Source organism: Neobacillus sp. FW104-15D2, assembly GCF_058790155.1.
Window position 1 is genome coordinate 88,990 of record NZ_JBYTCJ010000003.1, and the last position, 17,864, is coordinate 106,853.

The 17,864-nt window shown below is 39.2% G+C and carries 15 protein-coding genes; 3 read left to right on the top strand and 12 right to left on the bottom strand.

Features of this window, described 5'->3' with window-relative positions:
* Positions 1-247 precede the first annotated feature (247 nt).
* The 9 genes from AC3WR0_RS03830 to AC3WR0_RS03870 all read right to left on the bottom strand — a co-directional run bounded on the left by AC3WR0_RS03830 (position 248) and on the right by AC3WR0_RS03870 (position 11,567).
* Positions 248-1,963, bottom strand: coding sequence for a sigma 54-interacting transcriptional regulator (locus tag AC3WR0_RS03830; RefSeq protein ID WP_492551064.1), 1,716 nt, complete (start codon positions 1,961-1,963; stop codon positions 248-250).
* A gap of 42 nt (positions 1,964-2,005) precedes the next feature.
* Positions 2,006-2,968, bottom strand: coding sequence for an ABC transporter ATP-binding protein (locus tag AC3WR0_RS03835; RefSeq protein ID WP_492551065.1), 963 nt, complete (start codon positions 2,966-2,968; stop codon positions 2,006-2,008).
* A 3-nt stretch (positions 2,969-2,971) separates the two neighbouring features.
* Positions 2,972-3,961: an ABC transporter ATP-binding protein gene (locus AC3WR0_RS03840; RefSeq protein WP_492551066.1), complete on the bottom strand. Its 990-nt coding sequence runs from the start codon at positions 3,959-3,961 to the stop codon at positions 2,972-2,974.
* Positions 3,962-3,982: 21 nt separating this feature from the next.
* Positions 3,983-4,888, bottom strand: coding sequence for an ABC transporter permease subunit (locus tag AC3WR0_RS03845; protein ID WP_492551067.1), 906 nt, complete (start codon positions 4,886-4,888; stop codon positions 3,983-3,985).
* A gap of 28 nt (positions 4,889-4,916) precedes the next feature.
* Positions 4,917-5,837 carry a glutathione ABC transporter permease GsiC gene (gsiC, locus tag AC3WR0_RS03850; protein WP_492551068.1) on the bottom strand — a complete coding sequence of 307 codons (921 nt, stop codon included), beginning with the start codon at positions 5,835-5,837 and terminating at the stop codon, positions 4,917-4,919.
* A 62-nt stretch (positions 5,838-5,899) separates the two neighbouring features.
* Entirely contained in the window at positions 5,900-7,519 is a 1,620-nt protein-coding gene (locus tag AC3WR0_RS03855) for a glutathione ABC transporter substrate-binding protein (protein ID WP_492551069.1), read from the bottom strand.
* A 28-nt stretch (positions 7,520-7,547) separates the two neighbouring features.
* Complete coding sequence (locus AC3WR0_RS03860; protein ID WP_492551070.1) at positions 7,548-8,573, bottom strand: asparaginase; 1,026 nt, start codon at positions 8,571-8,573, stop codon at positions 7,548-7,550.
* Positions 8,574-8,885: 312 nt separating this feature from the next.
* Positions 8,886-10,235: a glucose-6-phosphate isomerase gene (locus AC3WR0_RS03865; RefSeq protein WP_492551071.1), complete on the bottom strand. Its 1,350-nt coding sequence runs from the start codon at positions 10,233-10,235 to the stop codon at positions 8,886-8,888.
* 168 nt (positions 10,236-10,403) lie between these two features.
* Entirely contained in the window at positions 10,404-11,567 is a 1,164-nt protein-coding gene (locus AC3WR0_RS03870; protein ID WP_492551072.1) for an iron-containing alcohol dehydrogenase, read from the bottom strand.
* 168 nt (positions 11,568-11,735) lie between these two features.
* Here AC3WR0_RS03870 and AC3WR0_RS03875 point away from each other — a divergent pair, with 168 nt between their 5' ends.
* Positions 11,736-11,969 carry a DUF378 domain-containing protein gene (locus tag AC3WR0_RS03875; RefSeq protein ID WP_027321638.1) on the top strand — a complete coding sequence of 78 codons (234 nt, stop codon included), beginning with the start codon at positions 11,736-11,738 and terminating at the stop codon, positions 11,967-11,969.
* Between the two features lie 345 nt (positions 11,970-12,314).
* On the opposite strand, the gene AC3WR0_RS03880 is transcribed toward AC3WR0_RS03875, so the two are convergent.
* Together AC3WR0_RS03880 and AC3WR0_RS03885 are read right to left on the bottom strand one after the other, a co-directional pair.
* Positions 12,315-13,595, bottom strand: a complete 1,281-nt coding sequence (locus tag AC3WR0_RS03880; RefSeq protein WP_492551073.1) for a Glu/Leu/Phe/Val family dehydrogenase — start codon at positions 13,593-13,595, stop codon at positions 12,315-12,317.
* A 61-nt stretch (positions 13,596-13,656) separates the two neighbouring features.
* The gene (locus tag AC3WR0_RS03885) at positions 13,657-14,856 is read right to left on the bottom strand and encodes an ornithine--oxo-acid transaminase (protein ID WP_492551074.1); all 1,200 of its coding nucleotides are present in this window, start codon (positions 14,854-14,856) and stop codon (positions 13,657-13,659) included.
* A 331-nt stretch (positions 14,857-15,187) separates the two neighbouring features.
* Between AC3WR0_RS03885 and AC3WR0_RS03890 the strand changes: the two genes are divergently transcribed.
* Positions 15,188-16,606 carry a sigma-54 interaction domain-containing protein gene (locus AC3WR0_RS03890; protein WP_492551075.1) on the top strand — a complete coding sequence of 473 codons (1,419 nt, stop codon included), beginning with the start codon at positions 15,188-15,190 and terminating at the stop codon, positions 16,604-16,606.
* A gap of 222 nt (positions 16,607-16,828) precedes the next feature.
* Here the strand turns inward: AC3WR0_RS03890 and yugI are convergent, their stop codons facing one another.
* Positions 16,829-17,212 carry a S1 domain-containing post-transcriptional regulator GSP13 gene (gene yugI / locus AC3WR0_RS03895; protein ID WP_027321634.1) on the bottom strand — a complete coding sequence of 128 codons (384 nt, stop codon included), beginning with the start codon at positions 17,210-17,212 and terminating at the stop codon, positions 16,829-16,831.
* Positions 17,213-17,445: 233 nt separating this feature from the next.
* Here yugI and AC3WR0_RS03900 point away from each other — a divergent pair, with 233 nt between their 5' ends.
* A complete protein-coding gene (locus tag AC3WR0_RS03900; RefSeq protein WP_492551076.1) occupies positions 17,446-17,664 on the top strand; it encodes a helix-turn-helix domain-containing protein in 219 nt (72 codons plus the stop codon).
* Positions 17,665-17,864 lie beyond the last annotated feature (200 nt).

Sequence of the window (17,864 nt, forward strand, 5' to 3'; positions counted from 1 at the left end):
CACTAAAAGTGGGAAATTGATGTAAAAAAACTGTGAGGGGATAAGAAATCAAGTACTAGAAGAAAAAATACTTTACTAAAGAGTGTTATTGAGTCAATGAACAGGGTATGCAAGCTAGAGCATCTACAAAATAGCGGTAGTTAAAGTAAAAAGCCTTATCCAATTTATTATCTGGATAAGGCCTTTAAATGCTGTATAGACAATGGAAAGTCTTCCAATTTGCTAGTAGCTTTTAACTTGTAGGAATCTAGGAACTAGTGTTACCAATTAATTGAAGGAATTCTTCACCATATCGCGAAATTGTTGAACCAGCTCTTCCTTGTCTAATAATTAATAAACCTAGCTCTTGAAGTACTTCCATTCTCATTCGTAATTGCTGTTCAGTGAGAAAAATTCCCTTTTTTTCTAATAACTTTTTAAGACTTAACCTTCCATATGAGGTCCGTTCACGTTTGCCATTCTCATAAACTTTAAGAACTTCAATACTATCTTCTAAAAAGCCATGTTCTTCAATTTTCATTATAACTTCTCTTAAATTAATCTCCGGCTGTCGCAAATACTGAAATTTATTCTCTTCTTTTCGTATACTTAAGGGCAATACTTCTATCTCTATTGTTTGCTCACCCAAGAAGGAAAGGTAGGTAATTGTATTATAAAGTTCTGTTACATTCCCTGGCCAATTATACATAAGTAACTGATCAATTGCCCCTGTGGTGAATCTGATATCTTCTTTATTCAGCTTTCGTTTAATATCCTCAATTAAAGGAACAATATCTTCCCTTCTCTCCATCAAGGATGGGACCCTTAGAGACAGAGAAGTTAAAGCCTCATAAAATGAATCATTAATCTTTCGGTTATCTTTAACATTTTTTAATTCTTCTTTACTGCAGGAAATCAATCTTACCTGCAATGGAATGGTTTTGGATCCGCCAACTCGCTGAAATTCTTTTTCTATTATTGCCCGTAATATTCGTAGTTGAATTGGAATGTACAACTCGTCTACATTCTCTAAGTATACGGTTCCATTATTAGCGATTTCAAAAGCACCAACCGTAATCGTGTTACCATCTTCTGACCCAAACAACTCCTTTTCCAGCATGTATGCAGATTTTGAAGTGCAATTCACGGATATAAAAGGATAGTTAGAATGTATGGAATGTTGATGAATGGACTGAGCTAGCATGCCTTTTCCAGTTCCTCGTTCACCACTAATGTGAACTGAAAGAGGCGTTCTAGCAAACTCCATTGCAAGATGAACAGTTTTTTTCATAGACTCACTTACTGCTATTACATCTCGAAATGTATAAAGAGCAATATTTCGGATATCTTTTGTATGTCTAACGCTTAGAGTTTTGGTATCTACATTTTTATCTACTGAAAGGGAAACCAAAGATTTAATATACCTTTTGACAATTTGAGATGGGTTATAAGGCATACTAATTGCATTTACTATTTCATAAAAAGTCTCGATATCCAGAAGTCTAGACCCGATATCAATCACTTGTGGTAAACCTCCAGGTAACAAATCTAATTCCCCTGGTGTTAGTATATAATCTATTGCATTTGGTATTGACTCATCGGGGTTATAGGAATAATATTCATGCTCGAAAACTGTTTCCCGTAGAGAAGCAACAGTTTCTTCAATATTGGATTTTGTATCATTAATAACCAATATTTTTTGGCCTTGCGGAAGATTGAGTAAATCTCTAGAATTAGCATAATTAACATCTCTTTTAGCAATAATACAAGAGCATTCGGCAGGGATAAATTGGTTTACAAGGCCTCTAATCATCTTATGCGATAAAACAACTATATCATCAGCTTTTACCATATTGGTTCGCAATTCTTTTAATGTTGTAGGCCTAATAGCAACATGATTACCAAGAACGTCTTTCATTTGTTTTGTAATTTCATCTAAGTACTTCTCTTGTATAGCAATAATATGAACTATCCTTTCCAGCATTTTTCGAACAACCCCCGAGTTAACTTAAGTATATCTAATACACTAGTATAAATGACACGATACAAAATGCCCGTTAGAAATTTCTTTGAGTTTAGGAGCAACTTTTTTACACTTATCATTTGCATACGGACATCTGGTGTGGAAAGTACAGCCACTAGGAGGATTTGAAGGACTTGGAATATCTCCTTTTAAAATAATCCGTTCTCTTTTTAACCGCGGATTCGGAATTGGAACTGCTGACAGCAACGCTTTTGTATAGGGATGAAGAGGGTCATTATATAAAGTTTCTTTATCAGCTAATTCTACAATTCTCCCCAGGTACATAACACCTACCCGGTCACTAATATGTTCCACAACACTTAAATCATGAGCGATAAATAAATAAGTCAACTGAAATTCTTCCTGTAGATCCTTTAAAAGGTTTAAAATTTGAGATTGGATAGACACATCAAGTGCAGAAACAGGTTCATCTGCTACAATTAATTTTGGATTTACAGCCAGAGCACGGGCAATCCCTATTCGTTGCCGTTGCCCTCCGCTAAATTCATGGGGGTACCTGTCTGCATGATAGCCATTTAAACCTACCACTTCCAATAAGTGCTGTACACGTTCCAGTCTTTTCTCTTTTGGGTAACCGTGGACGATTAATGGCTCCGCAATAATATCTCCCACCTTCAGTCTTGGGTTTAAAGAAGCATATGGATCCTGAAATACCATTTGAAATTCTTTTCGCAGTACGCGGATTTTATTCTCTCTTAAACTGCTAATGTCTTCACCCTCAAATAAAATTTGTCCTTCTGTTGGGTCAAGCAATCTCATGATCATTCTTCCAGTGGTAGACTTTCCACAACCACTTTCCCCTACAAGTCCCAGTGTTTCCCCCTTTTTTATCGAAAAGGAGATATCATCAACGGCCTTTACAAATGTCTTATTCCCTCCAAGAAATCCTTTGTTTTTGGAGAAGTACTTTTTTAAATTTCTTACTTCGACTAAAGGTGCTTCCATCGATTATACCTCCAATACTCCGCTTTTCTCATATAGCCAACATCTGCATGTATGCTCTTTATCTATTTGGATTAATTCCGGATCCTGATTCCTGCATATATTCATTACCATACTGCAACGCGGAGCAAATTTGCAGCCTTGCGGCATGTTTCCTGGAGTTGGAACATTCCCGGGAATTGAATCTAATCTTCCTATTTTTTCACCTAGTTTGGGAACAGAATCAAGTAATCCTTTAGTATATGGATGTTTAGGGTCTTCAAAAATGGTAAAAACATCTGCTTCTTCAACTACTTTTCCGGCATACATGATAACAACCCGATCACACATTTCAGCAACAACACCCAAATCATGGGTAATCAACAAAATAGCGGTTTCACTTTCTTCTCTTAAATTTCTCATTAAATCCAAAATTTGTGCTTGAATTGTCACATCAAGAGCAGTTGTTGGCTCATCTGCTATTAATAGTTTAGGATTGCATGCCATTGCCATTGCAATCATGACACGCTGCCTCATTCCTCCTGAAAGCTGATATGGAAACTCATCAACAATTTCCTCTGCTCTAGGGATTCCAACTAACCTTAACATCTTTATTGCATGTTCTTTCGCTTGTTTATTGTTATATTTTAAATGAAGCTGGACAGCTTCTTCTATCTGTCTTCCAATTTTATACACTGGATTTAAAGAGGTCATTGGTTCCTGAAATATCATTGCAATTTCATTTCCTCTTATCATTCGCATTTCTTTTTCAGATATAGTCAGAAGGTTTTTTCCCTCGTATTGAATACTTCCACCTGCAATCTTTCCTGGTGTATCCTTTAACAAGCGCATAATTGATAGGGAAGTGACACTTTTTCCACAACCCGATTCGCCAACAACTCCAACTGTTTCTCCTTTATTGACCGTTATGTTTACACCATCAACAGCCTTTACTATACCCCGGTCACTTGTAAAGTGCGTCTGAAGATTCTTTATTTCGAGTAATTTATTGGTCATCCCCGTACTCCTTTCGGATGGTTAATCTTGTATTTTGGGATCAAGGGCATCCCGAAGCCCGTCACCTAAAAGGTTAAACGCCAATACAGTCATGAATATGGCTAGCCCAGGAAAAAATGTTACATGCGGAGCATTGTTTAAGTAATCCCTTCCGCCGCTAAGCATTGCTCCCCATTCAGGTGATGGCGGCTGGGCACCTAGACCAATAAAACTTAAAGAGGCAGCTGTTAAAATTGCTGTACCAAGCCTCATTGTAAAATAGACGATAATACTGGAGACGGTCCCAGGGAATATATGCTTCCAAATTATTCTTCTGGGCTTAGCACCTATCGATCTTGTTGCTTCAACATAAACCGTTGACTTTACAGCTAAAGTACTGCTTCTTACAATACGCGCAAAGATAGGAACGCTGAAAATAGATATCGCGATAACTACGTTTCCCAATCCAGGACCTAGAATTGCAATAATCCCTATCGCCAACAATATCCCAGGAAATGCAAACAATACATCACAGAATCGCATTATAAGATTGTCAATCCATTTCCCATAATAGCCGCTTATTAGGCCAAGGATAGTTCCGCCGACTGCTCCCAGGAAAACAGATAATAAACCAATAACCAGTGATATTCGTGTTCCAATAATAACTCGGCTGAAAATATCACGTCCGTATGCATCAGTTCCCGCCCAGTGTGCAGCCGAGGGGCCTTCAAGAATATGTTCGTAATCAAATTCAGCCGCACCATATGGAGCAATATATGGCCCAATAATACCCAAAATAATGAGGACACCCACAAACACACCCGCTGTTAACGCCATTTTTTGTTTTTTAAATTTCCGCCAAAACTCGGAGAATGGTGTATTCTTTTGCAAATTTACTGTTTGAGGAAGTGGTTGCCGAATTACTTCTTCCACTTTGACTTCCGCCATAGTTCATTCCTCCCTTTTCTTCCTCATTTTATTCATATCGAATTTGTGGATTTAAAAAACCGTATAACAAGTCTACAATTAAATTGATTAAGATGAATTCTAAACCGAACAATAGCATCTCTGCCTGAATAACCGGATAATCTCGAAATGAAACTGAATCAATTAGCAGCCTTCCTAATCCAGGCCAGCTAAATACTGTTTCTATAACAATGGAACCTCCCAGCAAAAATCCAAACTGTAACCCAGTCATCGTAATGACAGGAATCATAGAATTTTTTAAGGCATGTCCCCAAACTATATTATTTTCCTTTAAACCTTTTGCCCGTCCAGTTCTGATATAGTCTTCTTTCAGAACATCCATTAAGGAAGAACGTGAGAACCTCGCAATGACTGCTGCAACACCAGCTCCTAGGGTAATGGAAGGTAATATATAACTCTTCCAGGATTCCAATCCACCAGTGGGAAACCAGCCTAATTTTACAGAAAATACTTGGATTAACATAAGACCTAGCCAGAAGGATGGCAGGGAAATCCCTGATACCGCCCCAAACATCCCAAGATAATCCTGCCACTTGTTTCTTTTGGTTGCAGAAATTACGCCGACAAGCAGACCAAATACAATAGCCCAAGCCATGCTCCAAACTGTTAGCCAGAAAGTCGGCATGAAGCGCTGGGCAATTTCATTATAAACGGGTCTTTTGGTTTTTAAAGATGTGCCCAAGTCCCCCTGGACAATTTTTGTTATGAAATTAACATATTGTGAATACAAAGGTTTATTTAAACCAAGCTCTCTTTCTATAGCTTTAACATCTGCCAAGCTGGCATCAGGACCCGCAACTAATCTGGCTGGATTCCCTGGGATCATATGGACAAACAAGAAAATAAAAATGGAAACAAAGAATAGAATAGGTATGATTCCAATTAATCTTTTAAAAAAGTAACTTAACAATTGGACCTCTCCCTTACAGATAATAGATGAGCGCTATATATAACTATAGCGCTCAACCTTTCTTATTGTTTGATTTCAATATTTTCTACACTTAACGCACCATCGGGCAGCAAATAAATTCCTTCCAAATAATTTTTCTTTCCTCCCATAGTGTCGTCGATAGAAAGGAATCCCCATGGAGCATCTTTCCATATGGTTTCTTGAACTTTTTCATATGCTGCTTTTCGCTTTTCAGGGTCAGCTGTAGCCAACGCCTCTTTTATTTCCTGATTAACTTCATCGTTATTATAGTAAGCTGTGTTATAGGATTTTGGAGGGAATGCCTGACTGCCTCCCAAAAGTGGTCGGATACCCCAATCTGCATCGCCAGTTGAAGGTGACCATCCACCATAATACAATTCAATCTCTGAGGATTTAGGATCTTGAACGGACCAAATTTTATCAGACATCGTTCCCGATTCCATAGGAACTATTTCAACCTTTATACCGATTTGAGTAAGCTGTTGTTGAATAAATTCCATTCCCTTAATCGAACCTGTATTGTTGTTACCCCATAATTTTGCTGTAAACCCTTTTTCAAGTCCTGCTTCCTTCAACAATCCTTTAGCTTTTTCAATATTAAATTGGTACGGATTTTGTTTCGAATAATATTGAACGTTTGGTGCAATAACAGAATCTAGCGGGGTTGCAAATCCATTCATCACAACTTTTCCAAACGCCTCCTTATTTATGGCATAGTTAATTGCTTGACGAACTCGTGGATCGCTATATGGTTTCTTCATTGTATTCATTGATAAATAGCGAACAATAATTGATTGTGCGTTTTCAACAACGATACCATCCTTACCGTTTATGCTTTCCGCCTGCTCTGTTGGAACTGGATAAATAAAGTCTGCTTCACCTGTTTGCAACATAGCCACCCGTGCCCCATTTTCTGGCTTCGGCTTAAATGTTATCGAGTCTACCTTTGGATATCCTTTTTTCCAGTATTGATCATTTTTTACAACTTTCAAGTGATCACTATGGTCCCATTCAGCAAACTTAAATGGCCCCGTTCCTACTGGGTGTTGTGATACTTCCTTCCCGTAGGTCTCTAACGCTTTTGGGCTGATCATCATCGCTGCTGGGTGTGCGAATGTGTTAATCATGGCGCCAAAAGGTTCACTTAAGACTACTTTTACTGTATTTTCATCCACAACTTGAGTTTCTTTTACCAGAGAAAATAAACTATGGCGTTTTAAGTTATTCGAAGGATTTGCCAAACGGTCAATATTCACCTTCACTGCTTGGGCATTAAAAGGAGTACCGTCATGAAAAAGGACACCCTTGCGGAGTTTAAAAGTGAATTCTGTCGCTGCATCGTTTGCCGAATAACTTTCAGCAAGGACAGGGACGACCTTCATATTTTTATCAAATCCTAAAAGGCCTTCCAGCATTGTTTTTTGAGCAGAATAAGACAATGTATCATTAGTATCATGGGGATCCATACTAATAAAATTATCTGCAACTGCAATTGTTACACCTTTCCCCTGTTTTTTTGCTAACTGTTGAGATTGGGCTGGCTTAATATTCTTTTTGCCTTCTTTTGCCTCATTGCTTGTCTTATTATTGCTGCATCCGATCAAAAATAAGCTACACATTACAAAAACCGAGATTATTACTTGTAAATAACGATTTTTCATCTTGCTTCCCCCTTTATTTTTTTAAATTCTAGACTTGCATTGTTTCTGAAACTTCAAGCTTGAGGTTAGGGACTAGTTCACCAATCACTTCATTACGGGCATTACGCAATTTTGGGTGATAATAGTCATTAAGCTCTTCAAGTTGTTGTTCTGTTAACAAATTAAGCTGCTTCAATACTTCCACTGCTGCAGGGTAAACAGCCCGGGGATTCCCATCTTCCACTTTGATTGCAATTCCAATTCCGGTTATAAGATCACCTATACAATAAACACCTTCGGCTCCTGCCTTTCCAAAAAATCGTCCCCTGCCAACTACCATAAAATCAGTACAAAACCGGTCTGTTCCGCCAACCATTTCGGGTGCGTTCACCATAGCTGTTGTAATTCGTTTTATAGTATTACGACGTTGTTCCGGCAATTCATCGGGCTTGGCCATTCTTGCATAACCATAAGCAAGCCTTTCAAGGGGCACACCGTGAACTGGTACTCCACATCCATCAATTCCTATTTCAATACCTTCTTTCGGGTATTCGGTCATCTCGCTAACTGCTGAAAGAATCCGCTGCTGGACAGGATGCTTTAAATCATAATAATTTTCAATTGTTTCATTCATATGTTTTGCTGTGGCAAGCATTCCCGTGTGCTTACCTGAACAGTTGTTAAATAAAGGGGTAACATCTTTCCCATCAATTATTAGTTCCTTGTATGTATCTTGCCAGCGTGGTATATGGGTGCCGCATTTTAAGCATGTATCGTCCATATTTGCTCTTGTAAGTATGGATAAGACTCGATCTGTATGCATTTTTTCCCCGTTATGTGATGCACAGCATAAGGAAAGATCGGCATCACTAAAATGATAGTGATCAGCAGCCCCCGTTTCTACAACTGGTATTGCCTGAATTGGTTTCATCGATGAACGAGCAAAAACTTTAGCTTTAGGATTTCCTGCATAATAAAGTATTTTTCCTTTACAATCTACAACTGCAATATGCCCCTTATGCGAACTTTCAATTAAATTACCCCTGGTAACATCCACAAGTTTTGTAGAGTCCATTCCACCACCCCTTTAATTTCAAAATAATTAAATAATTCTAAATAATTATAAAACACATTTCAACCTATAACAACCTATTATTTTAAATTTTCCGACTATTTTATTTTTTCCTCATCCTATTAAAACCAATTATAAAAAATTTTTCTTTTTAGAAAGTTTTCATCTTAGCACATAGGGATTATAGTTTTTGAGTTTGGGAAAACGAGAATTTTATTATCAGATAGCAGAAACCATCAGGGAGGAAATAAAAAATATGGAACCAGTATGGGCACAAAGTAAAGAGTGCCGGCCACATGGCCGGCACTCCTACTATTATTTAAGTCTTTTTTCCAGTTCAGCTTTCTTTTCTTCAAATCCTGGTTTCCCTAATAGAGCAAACATGTTCACCTTATAAGCTTCTACGCCAGGCTGGTCAAATGGATTTACACCAAGAAGGTATCCACTCATGGCACATGCCTTTTCGAAGAAATAAACTAGATATCCAAAGGTATACTCGTCCATCTTAGGGATTGTAACAATCAGATTCGGCACCCCTCCGTCTGTATGAGCTAACAGAGTACCTTGGAAGGCTTTATTGTTAACAAAATCAATGGTTTCTCCGGAAAGGTAATTCAAGCCGTCCAAATCGTTTTCTTCCTTCTCAATTTTCAGCTCATGGCGTGGGTTTTCAACCTTAACGATTGTTTCGAAAAGGTCACGTCGGCCTTCTTGTACATACTGGCCAAGAGAGTGCAGATCAGTTGAGAAGTTTGCAGAAGAAGGATAAATTCCTTTTTGGTCTTTTCCTTCACTTTCGCCGAACAGCTGCTTCCACCATTCAGAAAAGTATTGTAAACCTGGCTCATAGTTAATGAGCATTTCAATCGTTTTGCCTTTGTTATAAAGCACATTTCTTACGGCAGCATACTGGTAAGCCTGATTCTCTTCCAATTCGGAATAGCTGAAGTCCTCTCTTGCTTGGGAAGCACCGTTCATCATCTTTTCAATATCGGCTCCGCTTACTGCAATAGGAAGCAGACCAACTGCTGTTAATACAGAATATCGGCCGCCGATATCATCCGGAATAACGAATGTTTCGTAGCCTTCTTCATCAGCTAGTGTTTTTAAAGCGCCTCTCGCTTTATCCGTGGTGGCATAAATGCGTTTGCGAGCTTCCTCCACACCGTATTTTTCTTCAAGCTGCTTGCGGAAAAGACGGAAAGCAATGGCAGGCTCAGTTGTTGTTCCTGATTTTGAGATGACATTAATGGAGAAATCCTTGCCATCAAGAACGTCCATTAAATCTCTCATATAAGATGAACTGATGTTGTTTCCTGCAAAAATGACTTGAGGTGTGCTGCGTTTTTCTTTTGGAAGGACATTGTAAAAGCTGTGACTAAGCATTTCAATCGCTGCTCTGGCGCCAAGATAGGATCCTCCGATTCCAATTACAATTAAAACATCAGAATCTGATTTAATTTTCTCAGCAGCCTTTTGAATACGTGAAAATTCTTCTTTATCATAATCGACAGGCAGGTCAATCCAGCCTAAAAAGTCATTTCCTGCTCCTGTTTTTTCATGAAGTGAGTGGTGTGCCACTTTAACAGCGTCACGTAAATAAGTAAGTTCATGTTCTCCAAAAAAGGAGAGTGCTTTTGAGTAATCAAAACGAACATGTGTCATGTATGATCCTCCATAAATTTATTTTTCAATACCACTTTAACCAAAGCGGGCATGATTATCAAGAAGCCGCCACCTATGAAAGCGTGTCCAATTTCGATATTTTTTTAACATTTACATAGTAAAAAAGTTAAAAGACCCGGACTATGGTGTCCGGGCATTGCTCATTTATTATAGTGAAGCGCGTAAAATAGCAAGAGTGTCCTCGCGGTTCAGCTTTTTAAAATTACCGAACTCACCATTTACCATTGCTTTATCTGCTATCACATCAAGCTTGCTGTCATCTATATTGTAATCAGCCAGGCGAGTAGGTGCTCCAAGGCTTGACCAGAATTCACGAAGCTTCTCAATTCCTTCTAGTCCAGCCTCTTCGTCTGTTTTACCTGTAGGATCTACCCCAAATACTCTGACAGCCAGCTGCTTAAAGCGGGCAGGATTTTCTTTCAGGTTATGCTTTGCCCAGTTCGGGAAAAGAATAGCCAATCCTCCTGCATGAGGGATATCATAAACTGCCGAAACTGCATGCTCGATATTATGAGATGCCCAGTCTCCGCGATAACCCATTTGCAGCATTCCGTTAAGAGCAATTGTACCATTGTATAAAATAGTTTCACGGTATGCGTAATTTTCAAGATCATTGATCAGCTTTGGTGCCGTTTCAATAACAGTTGTTAAAACACCTTCACACATACGATCCTGAAGAGCAGTGTTTTCCACCTGGTGGAAGTACTGTTCAAACACATGTGTCATCATGTCGACCATACCATAAATAGTGTGGTCCTTCGGAACAGTGAAAGTGTTAACCGGGTCTAGAATTGAAAACTTAGGGAAAGTAGCAGCGCTGCCCCAACCATACTTTTCGTTAGTCTCCCAGTTGGTGATAACAGAACCGCTGTTCATTTCAGAACCCGTTGCTGCCAATGTCAGTACAGTTCCAAAAGGAAGAGCTTCGGATGCCATTGCTTTTCTAATAACCAAATCCCAGGCATCTCCATCATACAAAGCTCCTGCGGCAATCAGCTTGGTGCAGTCAATAACGCTGCCTCCGCCAACTGCAAGAATGAAATCAATACCTTCATTCTTACAAATTTCTACACCCTTACGTGCAGTTGCAATACGCGGGTTAGGTTCTACTCCAGCCAATTCGAAAATCTGCACATCTATTTCATTCAGCTGAGCGATAACCTTGTCGTAAAGGCCTGAACGTTTAATGCTTCCTCCTCCATATACAAGCAATACCTTTTTGCCGTATTTAGGAACTTCCGTTTTTAATTGATCCAGTTGATCTTTTCCGAAAATTAATTTCGTTGGATTCCAGAAAGTAAAGCTTTGCATGCGATCAACCTCCTTGTTTTAGTCAGTTTTAATTATTATCCATTTAAGAAGCATTTGCAAAGAACAAGTACTTAAATCCTGGAATTAAAAAAATTTATTAGAAATGAATATTTTTTAGATTTATTTATCATTCTATTATTGAATCCATCTATTAAGGAGGAAATATATATGAGTGCTATTCAGCGAATTGCACTGGTACTTACCATCATTGGTGCAATCAATTGGGGATTAATTGGATTTTTTCAATTTGATCTTGTTGCAGCTATCTTTGGCGGCCAGGACTCGGCTCTTTCCCGCATTGTCTACGGTTTAGTAGGTATTGCAGGACTAATCAACCTTGGCCTTTTATTTAAGCCAAATCAGGAACTTGAAAGAGAGCCTGAAGCTGGTACCACAAGATAAAAAAATATATGTAAAAAATCCTTGCAGCTAGTGCAAGGATTTTTTGCGTTGAAAGAAAAGCGGCAGCTCCCGTCTAGCCTCGTACATTGTATTTCTTCTGCTTTAAATCTACATCTTGCAGCTTTGCTGTTGCACTGAGAGAAGCTTGCACAAATAAGCTATGGCGCAGGAGCACTAAGAAATACTCATCACTAAGCAAAGCGATTCGATGTTGACTCATCTTAGTGAGAATTGAGAGGGATACTAGCTTCATCAAGTATCACCTAACGGTCATAAGAGATGCAAGATACTCAGGAAGTTTATCAAAGATGAAAACTCGCTGGGCAATGAAGCTAGACAGCTCCTTTAAATCCAGCCTCTAAAACGGGAGGCTTCCGACATTTTCCTTACTCCTACCATATAAGCTGCAAGACGCATATTAACTCGTCGGGTCTGTGCTGTATCATAAACATTATTGAAGGACTGTACAATCTTTGTACGGAGTTTTTCATTGACTTCTTCTTCAGTCCAGTAGTAACCCTGATTATTTTGAACCCACTCAAAATAAGAAACCGTCACACCGCCTGAGCTGGCCAGAACATCTGGGACTAGAAGAACTCCCCGTTCTGAAAGTATTTTTGTAGCTTCCAGAGTGGTTGGACCATTTGCGGCCTCTACAATAATGGAAGCTTTAATATTATGGGCATTTTTAACGGTAATTTGGCTTGAAATAGCAGCAGGAACCAGGATATCACAGTCGAGTTCAAGCAGTTCCTGATTGGTAATTGTATTATCAAAAAGGGTAGTAACTGTTCCAAAGCTGTCACGGCGATCGAGCAAGTAGTCAATATCAAGTCCATCAGGATTATAAAGTGCACCATAAGCATCAGAAATACCAATTACCTTTGCCCCTGCATCATGCATAAACTTTGCCAGGAAGCTTCCCGCATTGCCAAATCCCTGAACTACAACACGGGCCCCCTTGACGGAAATGCCCTTCTTCTTCGCGGCTTCTTCAATACAGAATACAACACCCTGGGCCGTAGCCTTTTCACGTCCCTGTGATCCGCCAAGGACAATAGGCTTCCCTGTAATAAAGCCTGGTGAATCGTACTCCCTAAGCCGGCTGTATTCATCCATCATCCATGCCATAATTTGCGAATTCGTATATACGTCAGGTGCAGGAATGTCCTTTGTCGGTCCAACAATCTGACTTATTGCCCTTACATATCCCCGGCTAAGTCTTTCAAGCTCTCCCATGGACATGGTTCTTGGATCACAAATGATACCACCTTTTCCTCCGCCATATGGCAAATCCACGATTCCACATTTCAGGCTCATCCACATGGAAAGTGCCTTTACTTCATCCTCATCTACCTCGGGGTGAAAACGGACTCCACCTTTCGTTGGGCCCACTGCATCATTATGCTGTGCACGATAACCGGTGAAGATTCTTACGGAGTCATCATCCAAGCGGATTGGTATCCGGACATTCAGCATTCTTAATGGTTCCTTTAATAGTTCATACATTTCCTCAGTGTATCCAAGCTTTTCCAAGGCCTCTTTAATAACGACCTGGGTTGATGTTAATAGATTTAATGACTCATCTACCCGATCTGCTTTTTGGTTAGAAACCGTTACAGTCACTGCTCCTGCACCCCTTAGTTTGTTTTGAAGGTTCTAGTCCTTCCTTGCGTTCCTTATTCTATTATCCAAGCACTTTGGAAATGCGTTCAAGCGCCCAATCTAATTCTTCTTTTGTAATAACAAGAGGCGGTGCAAACCGGATTACAGTATCATGGGTTTCCTTGCACAGCAGTCCATATTCCTTTAATTCCTCACAATATTTACGGGCAGTTTCCTTTAATTCAACCCCAATAAACAGGCCTCGGCCGCGAACCTCTTTGATCATCGGATTTTTTAATTCTTTTAATTTATCTGTAAAATATTTTCCAAGTTCCAATGATCTTTCTGAAAGCTTTTCATCAATTAAAACATCCAAAGCTGCAATGGATACCGCACATGCCATTGGATTGCCGCCAAAAGTTGAACCATGGGATCCTGGATTAAATACTCCCAGAATTTCTTTGTCGGCTACGATGCACGAAATAGGGAATACCCCGCCGCCCAAAGCTTTTCCTAGAATGTACATATCAGGTTCGATACCTTCCCACTCACAGGCAAACATTTTTCCTGTTCGTGCTAAACCTGCTTGAATTTCATCCGCAATAAAAAGAACATTATTTTGCTTACATAGCTCATAAGCCTGTTTCATAAACCCTTCCGGAGGAATGACAATACCGGCTTCACCTTGGATTGGCTCGATTAGGAAAGCAGCTGTATTAGGAGTAATTGCCTCTTTTAGAGCTTCAAGGTCACCATATGGAATAAGCTTAATACCTGGGAGCATTGGCCCAAAGCCGCGCTTATATTCCGGATCTGATGAAAGAGAAACAGCGGTCATAGTTCGCCCGTGGAAATTACCTGTACAAGCTATAATTTCCGCCTTGCCTTCTGCTAAACCTTTCACATCATATGACCATCGTCTTGCAGCTTTTACTGCAGTTTCAACTGCTTCAGCACCTGTGTTCATCGGAAGTACCATTTCTTTATTGGTCAATTTGCTTACCTTTTCATACCATGGGCCAAGTTGATCGTTATGAAAGGCACGGGATGTAAGCGTAACCCGATCTGCCTGATCTTTTAATGCCTGTATGATTTTCGGATGACGGTGCCCCTGATTGACAGCAGAATAAGCACTCAGCATGTCCATGTACTTATTTCCTTCTGGATCCTCCACCCATACCCCTTCAGCTCTTGAAATTACAATTGGCAGCGGGTGATAGTTATTTGCCCCATACTTCTGTGTTTGTTCAATCAATGATTTAGTTGCAGCTTCCTGTAACATATTCCATTTCCTCCGTTCGTGTTTGTTTTCTATTTATTTTAGCGAAGCGTCTTGCTATAGAAAATCTCCGCAATAATTAGCTATAGGGTAAAGGTGAATTTTTATATTAACAGTGAAGGGATCTTCTATCCCTTCTTTTCCTTTCACCAAAACTTTATATTGCAATTTTCATGCCAAAAGGAAAAACCCTTTATAACAAGCTTCTCCATTTAAGACGCAAAAATATTTTGCTCCAATTCACATATTTGTTCTTTTTGATGCAAAATTTCATTGCACTATGCGATTAACAATATTAAAATTCTTTTATGACAGCACATAGGGGTAGAGAAAATTGAAACCAGATAATTATACAGAACAGCTCAAGAGGAACGTCTTTTTAGAGAAAATTATTAATGAAATCGACATTGGTGTACATGTCATCAATTCAGAGGGTAAGACCATTATTTATAATAGAAAAATGAGGGAAATTGAAGGAATGGAAATAGAGGATGTCCTAGATAAGAACCTTTTGGATGTCTTCTCATTTAACCAGAACGAAGACAGTACCCTTCTTGAGGCCCTCCGTAAAGGAATTACGATACGAAACGCTAAACAAACTTATTTTAATATTAAAGGACAGGAAATTACCACTGTTAATGATACTTTTCCTATAATTGAAGACGAGGTAAGAATGGGTGCTATAGAAATTGCGAGAGATATAACAAAATATGAAAAACTGGTCCGTGAAAACCTGCTAAAAAAAGGATCACCAAAATTCACCTTTGAAAGCATAATAGGGGCCAGCTATAAGATTCAGGAAGTAATCGATGCCAGCAAACGGGCAACACGCACCAATTCCTCCGTACTGATCATTGGTGAAACCGGAACAGGGAAAGAATTGTTTGCTCAGAGTATTCATAATGGAAGCAGCCGTTCTTTAAAACCATTTATCTCTCAAAACTGCGCAGCCCTTCCTGACACACTAATTGAAAGCTTGCTTTTTGGCACTAAAAAAGGGGCGTTTACCGGTGCGATTGAACGCCCTGGCTTATTTGAACAGGCGGAAGGCGGAACCATTCTCCTTGATGAGATTAATTCATTAAATCCAAACCTTCAGGCTAAGCTGCTACGTGTCCTTCAAGAAAAAATGGTCCGTCGTATTGGGGATACGAAGGACAGAGAAGTGGATGTTAGAATTATTGCAACTATTAATGAAGACCCTATAGAGGCAATTGGAAAAGGGATTTTAAGAAAAGATCTCTATTATAGATTAAGTGTTGTATCACTTTTCATTCCCCCTCTACGGGATAGAAAAAGTGACATTCAGGAACTGGTTAACTTTTTTATAGATAAATACAATCATCTTTTTGGCATGAAGGTCAAAAAGATTGATCAGGAAGTTTTAGAGACCTTTGAACAATATGATTGGCCGGGCAATGTTCGCGAGTTGGAGCATATTATTGAAGGTGCGATGAACTTGCTGGAACATGAAGACGAGATAACTTTTCAGGATTTGCCCATTCAATTCAGAAATAAACCACTTATAAAAACTGCCGGAGGTCAGGATAGCGGCCTTGACGAGCTTTTGATACAAAAAGGCCGCCCGATTAAACCTCTAGAGGATTACATGACCGAGGCTGAGATATATTATTTAAAGAAAGTTTTACTCCACCATGGCTATAACATTACGAAAGCAGCTCAAACATTAAATATGAGCAGACAAAATCTTCAATATCGCATAAGGAAGCATGGAATCTTAAAGGTCAAATAAGAAAAGCCAAGGCCACGTTCAGCAGCATACGAAAGATGAAAAAGGGCTTAATTCGCCACGTGGGTCAACACCGTTGTAACCTGGAAAAGATGGTGTTTGATACCGCTGGGGAGGAATTCCTTATCCTGTCCGTTGTGCGTTCAGAATTTAGCGATATAAATTGTGAATAGCTAAAAAAGGATGTCCCTACGTGAGGGACATCCTTTTTGCTTAATCTTTTTATTAACGCTGGGATTGTTCAATCCATTCTTGAAGCTTTTCTTTTAAAGTGTTGAAGCCTTGTTGGCCATCATCTTCCTGAACAATTGCTGCAGCCTGGCGTTTGCGAGGCTTTTTGTTTTTAGCTGCAGGCTGTGCAGGTGCTTCTTCAGTTGCACGGATAGAAAGTCCAATTTTTCCGGCTGCTTCATCTACAGAAAGAACTTTCACTTTCACTTCATCGCCGACTTTAAGATGCTCATTAATATCCTTTACAAAACCATGTGTGATTTCGGAAATATGAACAAGACCTTGTGTATTTTCATCCAATGCTACAAAAGCTCCGTAAGGCTGAATACCGGTCACCTTACCTGTTAAAATGCTGCCTGTTTCGATTTTTTCTGACATGAAAACACTCCTAAATATATAATTATTTTATCCTCTGTATACGCATTATAATATTATATCACAATGCTCTATATATATCAAAAAACATTCTATTAACTAAAAATGATTTTGGCCAAATCTTTTTAACCAAAGTCAATTACATTTAACAAAATATTCACAAAAATGCCGAAACTGAATGGGCCTTCAGTGGTATTATAATGGTATCATTATATCTTTTAAGGATGGTGATCATTATGAATCAGATTGGAAAAAACATTAAGGAGTACCGGGAAAGAAAAGGAATTAGCCAGCAGGAGCTTGCTTTAAAAATCAGGGTCGGAAACGGAACTATTGAGAAATACGAAACAGGAACATCCATCCCAACCCTCCAGACCATCTTAAAAATCTCCACTGTACTTGACGTTCCCGCCGCTGAATTGATGGACCATGCCTTTCCAAATCCAAGACAATAATAAGCAAGTAAAAAAATTTCAAAACTATCTTCCACCAAGGAATAAAGTCCACTAAATTTGGTTAATCTGCTTTTATAAGGCTTTCTAGGCTATTCAGAACTTTGACCTAACCGGAGTTCTAAATAGCACCAAAGGCAAACTGGCAATGCCATCCGCTAAGGACCTGGCGAAGCTCGATTTCCTTTAAACTCCCCCTTTTT